Origin of the sequence: Nostoc sp. (assembly GCF_036919495.1) — a bacterium.
GTDB lineage: Bacteria > Cyanobacteriota > Cyanobacteriia > Cyanobacteriales > Nostocaceae > Nostoc.
Genome location: NZ_JBALBZ010000203.1, coordinates 1 through 3,357 on the forward strand (window position 1 = coordinate 1; position 3,357 = coordinate 3,357).

A 3,357-nucleotide genomic window follows, 5' to 3' on the forward strand; every position below is an offset into this window, starting at 1 on the left:
CAATGTGTTTCAGTATGTTGCTCATATTTCTATGTCAAAAAAGCTCTCTGATGTTCTTTTACCACAGAACGTTACTATTTTGGAGATGTCTAATGATTGAAGCTTAGATTCATCTATTCACTCAAATAGAAATATTTGGTGAATACCATGCTGTGCCATTGCAGATATCCTTATAAAACTAGTCAAACCATTTGCTTTCTTCAGTTACACCTAAATTATTGAGGATATGAAGTTGAATTTCTATCTACCTTTTAAGCCTTCAGGTAAAATGATCATTCCACTGTCAATCGTTGGTATCCTAGCAATTGGGATTTTGGAGATTGAACAGGTTTTTCTGACTCAACCACCTAAAGCTAAGACGATAACAGCAAATGCTCAAAGTCAAAGAAATCAGGTTAGGTCAGTTACAGCACTAGGTCGCCTCGAACCTCAAGGAGAAGTGATTACAGTTGGGGGTAATGTTGGAGAACGGATTGGGCAGTTACTAGTCAAAGAAGGTCAACAAGTAAAGTTAGGCAATGCCTTAGCCTATTTAGATAGTTATCAAGAACGATTAGCAGAAAAAAATGCTGCGGCTAGCCAGCTTGAAGAAGCTCGTACCCGCTTAAAAGCAGAAAGTATGTTTGGTACCGCTCAAATTCAAGAAGCTGAATCTCGAATTAAACAGATAAAAACTCCTCAATTGTCAGAAATTGCTGCTCAAAAATCAACAATAGCAGGAATAGCTGTAGATTTAAAAGCTAAAGAAAAAGATTTAGAACGCTTCTATTTTTTGCAAAAAGAAGGAGCAATTTCTCAACAATCATTAGATGATAAAGCATTAGCAGTTAGTAGCAAACAAAATGAACTAAATAGTGCAAAAGCTACATTAGCTAAGTTAGAAAAATCACGAAATACCTCTCTCCAAAATGCACAGGCACAAGTTAAATCAGCAGAAGCAAATTTAAAGCTAGCAGAAAGTAAAGTTCAGTTAGCATCAGCCGATAGTAATCTTAAGCTAGCGATCGCTCGTTTAGAACGTACAATAATTCGGACACCGATATCTGGTCAAATTCTCAAAGTTTTTGCTCATTCGGGAGAAGCGATTTCTGACCAAGGTATTATGCGAATTGGTAACACCCAACAGATGTATGTCGTTGCAGAAGTTTATGAGACAGATGTTAGCAAGGTGAAGGTTAATCAAAAAGCGCTCATTTCTAGTAGTGCTTTTCCTAAAACAATAGAGGGTGTAGTTGAGCAAGTTGGTCTAGAAGTTGGTAAAAAAGATGTTTTAAATACTGACCCAGTAGCCAAAATTGATGCCAGAGTAGTTGAAGTCAAAATACGTTTAAAAGATAGCCATCTTATTGCAGGTCTTACCAATTTAGAAGTCAATGTAGTAATCAAGCCTTAATATAATTTATTCACTATGAACTTTCCAATGACTGTAGCTTGGCTACAACTTACTCATAAAAAACCTCGGTTAATAATTGCCCTAGCAGGTATTGCTTTTGCTGTAATTCTGATGTTTATGCAACTAGGGTTTAGTGATGGGCTATATGACAGTAATGTACGTCTACATACCAAGTTTAAAGGTGATATTTTTTTAATTAGTCCTAGAACTGTTGCCTTGAATACTTTGAAAGCATTTTCTCAAAGACGTTTATACCAAGCGCAAAGTTTTGATGGTGTAAAATCTGTTAGTTCTATATATATAGATTTTGCTTTTTGGGCTAACCCACAAAACCATACTAATCGCCAAATTTTTACTATAGGAATTAATCCTGATGAAGATGTTTTAGATTTACCTGAAGTACAAGAGAATATAGACAAAATCAAGATTCCAGATGTTGTTTTATTCGACCGCGATTCCCGCTCGGAATTTGGAACAATAGCTGCTGACTTCGATCAAGGAAAAACAATCACTACAGAAATAAATAATCGGCGAATTACTATAGGAGCTTTATTTAAGTTAGGAACATCATTTGCTGCAAATGGCACTTTAGTTACAAGTGATTTAAATTTTTTGCGGATATTTAGCAATCAACGTCAAAAGGGTCTAATTGATATTGGAGTGATTCGATTAAAACCAGGAGTAAATACTAAAAATTTAGTAGAAGATATGAGGAGGGAATTACCTCCAGACGTCAACGTTCTATCTAAAGAAGAATTTATTCAGCTAGAAAAAGAATATTGGAGAAGTAGTACAGCAATTGGATTTATTTTTACGGTGGGTACAATTATGGGATTCATGGTTGGAGCCGTAATAGTATATCAAATTCTATATTCAGATGTATCCGAACACTTAGGAGAATACGCCACATTAAAAGCGATGGGATATAAAAGTACATTCTTATTTACTATTGTATTTCATGAAGCTATTATTCTGTCAGTTTTAGGATATATTCCAGGTTTTGCATTATGCCTGGGATTGTATGACATGACACGCAATGCTACTCTTTTGCCAATTTTTATGAATTTTAGTAGAGCATCAACTGTGATCAGTTTAACAATGTTTATGTGTGCTATCTCTGGAGCGATCGCAATGCGTAAAGTACAATCCGCAGACCCAGCTGATATATTTTGATTAAATTTCTAACTACTATGGAAAAATATCCTATTATATCAATTCAAAATCTTAACCACTATTTCGGTCAAGGAGCATTAAGTAAACAGATTTTGTTTGACATTAATCTCCAAATTAACCCAGGTGAAATAATTATTTTGATGGGTCAATCTGGGTCAGGTAAAACAACCTTGTTAACCCTAATAGGTGGCTTAAGGTCTATTCAAAGTGGTAGTTTAAAAGTTTTCGGTCAGGAACTCCGTAAAGCGAATAATCAGCAAATTATTGATATTCGCCGAAATACTGGATATATTTTCCAGGCTCACAACTTGCTACGATTTATGACTGTATCTCAAAATGTTCAAATGTCAACTGAACTGCACAGCAATTTTTCTAAACAAGAAGCTTCTGCTAAATCTAAAGCTATGTTAGAAGCAGTTGGTTTAAGTCATAAATTAAATTACTATCCTGACGATCTTTCTGGTGGTCAAAAACAAAGAGTTGCTGTAGCTCGTGCTTTGGTAAGTCATCCTAAATTAGTCTTAGCTGACGAACCGACTGCTGCTTTAGATAGTAAATCAGGGCGAGATGTTGTAGAATTAATGCAGAAACTAGCTAAGGAACAAGCTTGTACAATTTTGATGGTAACTCACGACAATCGTATTCTTGATATTGCCGATCGCATTATTCAGATGGAAGATGGCCGTCTAGTTAATAAGGTTCTTCAGTACTTGTTATGCCAAACTATTAAGATATAGGCATCAAACAATGTCAAAAAATGTGTCAATAATCTGCTAAAAGTACTATAAAGA

General features: G+C 35.2%; 3 protein-coding genes. All 3 read left to right on the forward strand.

The window, feature by feature from the left end:
• The first annotated feature begins 268 nt into the window (after positions 1-268).
• The 3 genes from V7K25_RS28260 to V7K25_RS28270 are packed head-to-tail and all read left to right on the forward strand — an operon-like array spanning position 269 to position 3,303.
• Complete coding sequence (locus V7K25_RS28260) at positions 269-1,393, forward strand: ABC exporter membrane fusion protein (RefSeq protein WP_335162755.1); 1,125 nt, start codon at positions 269-271, stop codon at positions 1,391-1,393.
• Between the two features lie 27 nt (positions 1,394-1,420).
• Positions 1,421-2,566: an ABC transporter permease DevC gene (gene devC / locus V7K25_RS28265; protein ID WP_442948127.1), complete on the forward strand. Its 1,146-nt coding sequence runs from the start codon at positions 1,421-1,423 to the stop codon at positions 2,564-2,566.
• Positions 2,567-2,583: 17 nt separating this feature from the next.
• Entirely contained in the window at positions 2,584-3,303 is a 720-nt protein-coding gene (locus tag V7K25_RS28270; protein WP_335162759.1) for a DevA family ABC transporter ATP-binding protein, read from the forward strand.
• The last annotated feature ends 54 nt before the right edge of the window (positions 3,304-3,357 follow it).

What these genes read in the sequence shown, in the direction of transcription:
- V7K25_RS28260 (WP_335162755.1), top strand. Translation starts at nt 269, where the DNA reads ATGATCATTCCACTGTCAATCGTTGGTATCCTAGCAATTGGGATTTTG.
- devC (WP_442948127.1), top strand. Translation starts at nt 1,421, where the DNA reads ATGACTGTAGCTTGGCTACAACTTACTCATAAAAAACCTCGGTTAATA.
- V7K25_RS28270 (WP_335162759.1), top strand. Translation starts at nt 2,584, where the DNA reads ATGGAAAAATATCCTATTATATCAATTCAAAATCTTAACCACTATTTC.